Origin of the sequence: Citrobacter sp. Cy070 (assembly GCF_030332245.1) — a bacterium.
In the GTDB taxonomy this organism is placed as follows: Bacteria; Pseudomonadota; Gammaproteobacteria; order Enterobacterales; family Enterobacteriaceae; genus Citrobacter; species Citrobacter youngae.
The window spans coordinates 1-6793 of sequence record NZ_JAOWIG010000078.1 but is presented as its reverse complement, the minus strand read 5'-3'; the positions used below and the strand labels follow the sequence as shown (position 1 = coordinate 6793).

The window sequence follows — 6793 nt, the reverse complement described above, 5'->3', positions numbered from 1 at the left end:
AAAAATCGGCTCAAACATGAAGAAATGAAATGACTGAGTCAGCCGAGAAGAATTTCCCCGCTTATTCGCACCTTCCCTAACTGAAGACCTTGAACCTTCATTGATTTTGAATGAAAGATGCTTTTTTTTGCTTCAACCATTAAGTGAGTGAATGATTGAAGGATCTTATTGATGTCTCTGTCATGACAACTCATATAATCACCAAATTAAATCAGCATAATAAATTGCACAGTGTATAGCGTAACTTTTCAATAAAGTTGATGCTTTGAAATAAAAGCAACAATACATAATCTTTGTGTCTTATTGGCTAAGGTTGTTATGTAATTATCAGAGGTTTTTAATCCTTTCTAAAGATGCTAGATATGCTTCATAGTTATCTCCAAATTTTTTCTTTGCCCGTCTTACTCTCATCTTTTCTGCCAGTTCACTCTTATGCTCGGTCTGGTATTTTTTATTGTTTTGGAGTTTTACACCTGCACCGGAACCGGCAGCATAATTTCTGTTTTTATCGCTAATGCACAACTTGCATTTACTTTTAAGGCCAAACTTACCCTTAAGTTCCTTACCGAATTCTTCGAAGGGTTTAACCTGATTGCATCCTTTACAGCGTTTGCACCCAGAGGGGAGATCTTCATTAGCCATGTCTAGTTCCAGTGGTTAAAGGTAATGAACTGCATTTTACTGCAAACAGGCACTTCCAACCATAAAATCGACTACTTAACCATAATTCAACATAAGGTTCATTAAGCGCACCAAGGTAAGGTGTTGATTGTTAAGGGTTTATCAGGGGGTTCTCTTGACTTGTTGGTATCCTCGGACTCAGGCTGTTACGTATCCTGTGACTAACTGAGCCCCGTCCGTGGTGACCAGTTAACAGATTCTCCAAGGAACCTTGTTAACGCTGCTTTAGCATACTGAGGCTTTGAGTAGTATCTGGGAAACCAGCCATCATAAGTTTGTGTGCCATTGCGCCGGTATTCTGGCCTGACTGACAGCTTACATCCATTACCATCAGTAGAAATACAAAAAGTGTACCCATCAACAGAATCAGAAGTAAGCAGAATGGATGTCATTGGGGATACCTCATTATTGAACTAACCAGAAACTACAATGGTGATCCGACATGGTTTCCTCGATTTTACCGACTGAGCTGTCATATAGCGATACCTTTTATTCTTAGGTTCTCTTGCAGTATTGGCTATCGATTGTCACAATTTAGTCTGGTGGCACTGGTTCATTTTTCGGGTGGTTTGTTACTTTTTCCGTTGGTGTTCCAGGGCTACCGACCTCTGCATGTACGTATACATCCCTCTTTCTCGTTTACCCCGCCAGATTTCAATCCGATAGAATCGTTCCTGTTTTACTCACTCGTAATTCACTTTTCATAGTCATTTTGTGGACATTAAACGTGCGCTACAGGTGCGCATTCCTTGCTTCAGGATGGCTTACTATCTAAAATGGCAGAGATTTTTGATACTTTTGAACATTTTAATGAGGTATATACCATGATGAACATCGCTTGTGATGACGGCTCAACGAACGTAAAACTTGCCTGGATTGAGAATGGTGAAATCAAAACTCATGTTTCGCAGAACGCCTTCCGCGAAGGCTGGGCTACTCCACTCGCATTTGGTGGTAAAACTATCTACAACTATCTCATTGATGGGCGGAAATTTACTCACGACATTGGTTCAACATCTGCAATTACAACAACGCATACCTCTTTCCAGTTCGACGCTGTAAGTCGCGTAGCAATTCATCATGCCCTTTTGACTTCCGGTCTTGAGCCACAGGATGTTGAACTTACAGTGACACTGCCGGTGGCCATGTTCTTCACGAGCGATGCGCAGTTGAACGAAGCTAATATTGAAAAGAAAAAGGCCAACGTTATGGGCCCAATAACCCTGAATAATGGCGAAACTTTTCATGTTGTAAAAGTTAACGTAATGCCTGAATCAGTACCTGCGGCTGAATATCTGATTGATCCTAAAACAACCACGCAGCTTACACGAACCCTGGTTGTCGATCTGGGGGGAACAACCCTAGACCTGGCCATCATTCAGGGGGCAATGGAGGGCATATCTGATATCTTTGGCAACAGCGATGTTGGCGTTTCACGAGTGACAAAAGCTGTTATGGCTGCGCTCCAGGATGCCCAGTCTCCAAGTAGTTATGCCATTGCGGATATCATCATTAAAAACCGTCATGATAGAGCGTTGATTGCTTCTGCGGTCAATGATCACTCTAAAATTGATGCCATCATTGACGTTATCGATTCTGAGTCGAAAAATCTGGCCGAAGCTGTTGCAGCTGATATACGTCGTCAGAACAGCGTCCACAAAATCATACTGGCCGGGGGCGGTGCTGAGCTCATCCATTCTCATATTGTCGAACTATTCCCTAAGCTGGATGTCATCAAAGCGCCTGACGCGCAGCTCGCGCTCGTCAAAGCAATGGCAAGCGTCTAAACGAGGTTATGTGATGGAAGAAGATAAACGTTTACTCGTCTGGCTCCGCCCCGGCAATAATCCAGAAGACGGTAAAGCTCTTGATATTATGGAGCGCTTACCCCGCCGATCCCGGGGGGAATTTTACCGTAAGGCACTGGTAATTGCGTCTGCCTTGCATGAGCTCGACCCTCGGTTAATAAATTTGCTGGCCGCACAAACCACGACATCGTTTAATGCCGAAACGCTGAGCAACATTCTGTCGCAAACGCTGGGCATTGCCGTTGAACGGAATTCTTCACCAGTGGAAACCCAGGCCACAGGTATCCGAGCAACAACCATCATTGATTCGGATAAGCCTGCTGAGCAGAAAGAACCAATTCCTAAACCCTCCCTGATGATGCAAACCCTCAAACGTTGAATCCGAACCGGCTACTAGTAGCCGGTTTACTCACCTTGCTCGGTTAACAAGCTGAGATAGATCCGCAACCCCTTATCCAGTGACTCTCTAATGGCATCTGCTGCTGCCCCTGCATCCCTGTTTGAAAGAGCGAGTTCAAGCGACGAGAAAAATATTGGCCATTTATCCTCCGAGTCAGATTCGAACGTGTAACTCAGAGTTGGCCACAGGTTAATCCACAGTTGGGTTACAATTTTGAAAAACTCAGGCAGACCGGCGTATATGTAAAGCTTCAGCCGCAGAGTGAGGTTTAGCTGGTGCGCCAGATAAACATCCCTACGTTCATATGCGGAACGCAGCTTTTGGCACAAAGACAGGCATTCTTCAAAGCCATTGGCATCCATTTTCAGTACGGCCTTTTCTGCCAGTTCTGGCTCAATCAATCGCCTCATTCTCATGTACTCGTTGAACTGCTCACTGGTGATGATGGGAACAAAAAAGGCATGTGATGGAGTCAAAGCAAGAGCACTACTGGCAGACAGACGTATCAGGCTTTCACGGACGGGCGTGACGCTCATTTTCATAGCATCGGCGATGTTTTTTGTTACCAACTTATCACCGGGCTTGAGGTAGCCGAGGATAAGGGCGCATTTAAGGCGATCTTCAACTCGTCTCGTTAAGCTAGGTCTGCCTGACGGAGAGTAACTAATTAGTTCCGGTAAATTCCCTGGGGTTTTTGAGGAAGCTTTTGTAATCATCAATCATATATCACTCATACTGAACTTTTTGACCACATAGAAAACAGAATATTTTTAATCACACTACATAGTAAGTAGATCCCTCTACCTACATATTTCAAATAGTTCCAGTATGCACATCCATAAACTGGCATCCGCCAGAACAGAGAAGGTAAACGGTTATCATTCGTTTTACTCTACCAGCATGTCTTACATTTTCAATAACGGATCTATTACTACCCATATTTTATGCTTAACAGAATCCATTATAGATGCATGGTTAATTCTTTCTAATGTGTTTGTTTGCTATTTGTGCAAGGTCGAAATATATTCAGCTTGTGCGTCAATGACATTAATCTTTGTGGATGTATAGGTCAGGTTGTCCGGTGTGTGTATACGAAATGTCTGAAATCAACCTTCCCTCAAAATCGTGCCAATCCCATTCCTTTTGAATTTTTTCTCCCATTAAAACACGATCCATCCTTTGAAGTTGCCAATCCATATAAATCAGTAAAAGAGCCATTTCTTCTTTTTCATTATTAGTCATGCCCTGCCCTAATTTATAAGCTTCTTTTGTGAGCTGATAGATCTGAACAGAGTTTTCAACAATGTATTTAAATATTTTTTCTACGCAGCCGGAAATGGCAATTGAATTTTGGCAATTAATGTCATTAACGAGTTCGCGTGTATCTATTTCCCAGTTCCTATATAAATCAATCTCTGCGGTATAATGTTGATTTGTGTTTAAAGGAATACCACCAAAGATTCGACAATAGAGTTCTACTGCATCGGCCTGTTCCAGGCAATTAGCCATGTAGGGAAAATCAGGCAACGTGGAATGAATCAATTGGAGATAAGCTAACCTCTGAACAACCTTTTCATATGGCTGGTTAGTTTCTACGCCATAGAACATGTCTTTATTGATGTCATAACGATGAGTGATCCTGATCTTCGCCATTGCTAGCCTCTTAATTCAGATAATTGATATCAGCATCGTCCGCACGTGCGGCATTACCAGCTACTAGCTGAGCGCATTTTGCAACGCGGACTGAGTGGTCAAGGTTGACCTTGTCGAATTCAGCCTTCAGTTGCTCATCTGGCTTAGCTTCGTTAACAGTTACCAGAATCCGACTAGCATACTCGCTACCCTTGGCTTGATTGCCTACCATCTTACCCAGTACACGGCCAGCTTTTGATTTCGCTTCAGTCAAACGTTCCTCGCCATTTTCGAGGTAGTCTTTACATGCGATAACAGCAGCAATCTCGGAAGCATGAACTTTCATCACGTCATTCAGTTCGTCACGAGATGGAGAGCTTTCCGCTGATATTGCGAAACTTGATGCATTAATTGCAAATAAACAAACAACCGCATTTAATATTATTTTTCTCATCACAGGTTTCCTTTTTATTGGTTACGAGGCAATGCTGCTTCAGACAGCTGGTAATTCAATATTGATAAGTAGGCCAGAGGTATAGTTGCTGCCGGGATTAACCATTCATACCTGAGCGAAAAGTATGACCACGAAAGTAAAACAACACCAGAGATAGCTGAAAATGCGAACAACGGCCCAATATTCATAAAAGTACTTTTACAAATGACTGGTATACTTTTCAGCAGAGAACCTTTACACCGCGTAACTGTTGGTATGAATAAAACGAGCATTGGCGTAGCGATAAATACGCTCAAAGTGGCAAGGGCGTACATATTGAAATACACTATTAGGTTGGAGTAAGCCAGACTAATGCTTGTTAATGTTGGTTGTTTATATTCAACATGGTTGGTTTCACCCGCAACCGCTGAAGCAATCATAAATTTGACTAACCACAATATTACGATCATTAGTACGGTCAGGAATAATGCATAAACTAACACAACGATAAAGTTGCGTAGTTCTTCCCAGATATTCAATCTTAGCTCTGAGCTTTGATATCGGCATAAGATAGCCGTAAGGTAGAGGGTGAGTACAACTGGCTGTAAGATAAAAAATGCAAGCCCCTCCATTGTCACATTTTTCATGATGAGTGTCAGGAGTCCACCACCAGCAATTATCGGCAAGAATATTGCCAAAATACCATGAAGAGATGCCATTGTTTTCATGGAGGACAACATTATTTGTTTGGTATCTTCGAAAGATAATTTATTGATGAGAAAGGCTTTGTTGAATAAATCAGATTTCGGGTAAGTCTCCCCCGTAGCGGGTTGTGTTTTCAGGCAATACGCACGCTTTCAGGCATACCTGCTTTCGTCATTTTGTTCAGCGCTCGTACCAGGGCCATAGCCTCCGCAACCTGACCATCGTAGTCACGCAGCGTCAGTGAACCCCCGAACAGCTGTTTTACCCGGTACATCGCCGTTTCCGCTATCGAGCGACGGTTGTAATCTGTTGTCCATTTCCACCGCGCATTACTCCCGGTCATTCGCTGATTAGCCACTGCACGGTTACGGTCTGCATATTCACCGGGCCAGTAACCCGCACCTTTTCGGGGAGGGATAAGCGCGCTGATTTTCTTACGCCGCAGTTCATCGTGACATAGCCGGGTATCGTAAGCGCCATCGGCGGCGGCTGACCTGATTTTCCGGTGGGTTTGCCGGATTAACCCGGGGAAGGCCTCTGAGTCCGTAACGTTGTTCAGCGACAGGTCAGCGCAGATGATTTCATGTGTTTTACTGTCAACGGCGAGATGCAGCTTACGCCAGATACGGCGGCGTTCCTGGCCATGCTTTTTGACTTTCCACTCGCCTTCACCGAAGACCTTCAGCCCGGTGGAATCAATTACCAGGTGTGCGATTTCACCCCGGGTGGGCGTTTTGAAACTGACATTAACCGACTTTGCCCGCCTGCTGACACAGCTGTAATCCGGGCAGCGTAGCGGAACGTTCATCAGAGAAAAAATGGAATCAATAAAGCCCTGCGCAGCCCGCAGGGTCAGCCTGAATACGCGTTTAATGACCAGCACAGTAGTGATGGCAAGGTCAGAATAGCGCTGAGGTCTGCCTCGTGAAGAAGGTGTTGCTGACTCATACCAGGCCTGAATAGCTTCATCATCCAGCCAGAAAGTTATGGAGCCACGGTTGATGAGGGCTTTATTGTAGGTGGGCCAGTTGGTGATTTTGAACTTTTGCTTTGCCACGGAACGGTCTGCGTTGTCGGGAAGATACGTGATCTGATCCTTCAACTCAGCAAAAGTTCGATTTATTCAACAAAGCC

Annotated in this window: 8 protein-coding genes; 2 read left to right on the top strand and 6 right to left on the bottom strand. The window is 44.0% G+C overall.

The annotated features are described in order from the left end of the window. Positions 1-327: 327 nt before the first annotated feature. Positions 328-642 (bottom strand): hypothetical protein, encoded by a 315-nt coding sequence (locus OGY19_RS16595; protein ID WP_009652923.1) that lies wholly within the window; start codon positions 640-642, stop codon positions 328-330. A gap of 788 nt (positions 643-1430) precedes the next feature. On the opposite strand from OGY19_RS16595, the gene parM reads away from it, so the two are divergent. Both parM and OGY19_RS16585 read left to right on the top strand, forming a co-directional pair. Further along, positions 1431-2468: a plasmid segregation protein ParM domain-containing protein gene (gene parM / locus OGY19_RS16590; protein WP_009652920.1), complete on the top strand. Its 1038-nt coding sequence runs from the start codon at positions 1431-1433 to the stop codon at positions 2466-2468. Between the two features lie 13 nt (positions 2469-2481). Beyond that, positions 2482-2868, top strand: a complete 387-nt coding sequence (locus OGY19_RS16585; RefSeq protein WP_009652914.1) for a plasmid partitioning/stability family protein — start codon at positions 2482-2484, stop codon at positions 2866-2868. Positions 2869-2894: 26 nt separating this feature from the next. On the opposite strand, the gene OGY19_RS16580 is transcribed toward OGY19_RS16585, so the two are convergent. From OGY19_RS16580 to OGY19_RS16560, 5 genes are all read right to left on the bottom strand, one after another. Beyond that, positions 2895-3605 carry a GntR family transcriptional regulator gene (locus tag OGY19_RS16580; RefSeq protein WP_081305659.1) on the bottom strand — a complete coding sequence of 237 codons (711 nt, stop codon included), beginning with the start codon at positions 3603-3605 and terminating at the stop codon, positions 2895-2897. A gap of 331 nt (positions 3606-3936) precedes the next feature. Beyond that, the gene (locus OGY19_RS16575) at positions 3937-4542 is read right to left on the bottom strand and encodes a hypothetical protein (RefSeq protein ID WP_043016718.1); all 606 of its coding nucleotides are present in this window, start codon (positions 4540-4542) and stop codon (positions 3937-3939) included. 10 nt (positions 4543-4552) lie between these two features. Next, positions 4553-4975 (bottom strand): hypothetical protein, encoded by a 423-nt coding sequence (locus tag OGY19_RS16570; protein ID WP_043016719.1) that lies wholly within the window; start codon positions 4973-4975, stop codon positions 4553-4555. 14 nt (positions 4976-4989) lie between these two features. After that, a complete protein-coding gene (locus OGY19_RS16565; protein ID WP_286596838.1) occupies positions 4990-5682 on the bottom strand; it encodes a hypothetical protein in 693 nt (230 codons plus the stop codon). Positions 5683-5792: 110 nt separating this feature from the next. After that, positions 5793-6761, bottom strand: a complete 969-nt coding sequence (locus tag OGY19_RS16560) for an IS5-like element IS903B family transposase (RefSeq protein ID WP_000654812.1) — start codon at positions 6759-6761, stop codon at positions 5793-5795. Positions 6762-6793 lie beyond the last annotated feature (32 nt).

Coding starts and splice junctions, on each gene's coding strand:
- OGY19_RS16595 (WP_009652923.1), bottom strand. CDS start 642: ATGGCTAATGAAGATCTCCCCTCTGGGTGCAAACGCTGTAAAGGATGC.
- OGY19_RS16585 (WP_009652914.1), top strand. CDS start 2,482: ATGGAAGAAGATAAACGTTTACTCGTCTGGCTCCGCCCCGGCAATAAT.
- OGY19_RS16580 (WP_081305659.1), bottom strand. CDS start 3,605: ATGATTACAAAAGCTTCCTCAAAAACCCCAGGGAATTTACCGGAACTA.
- OGY19_RS16575 (WP_043016718.1), bottom strand. CDS start 4,542: ATGGCGAAGATCAGGATCACTCATCGTTATGACATCAATAAAGACATG.
- OGY19_RS16570 (WP_043016719.1), bottom strand. CDS start 4,975: ATGAGAAAAATAATATTAAATGCGGTTGTTTGTTTATTTGCAATTAAT.
- OGY19_RS16565 (WP_286596838.1), bottom strand. CDS start 5,682: ATGAAAACAATGGCATCTCTTCATGGTATTTTGGCAATATTCTTGCCG.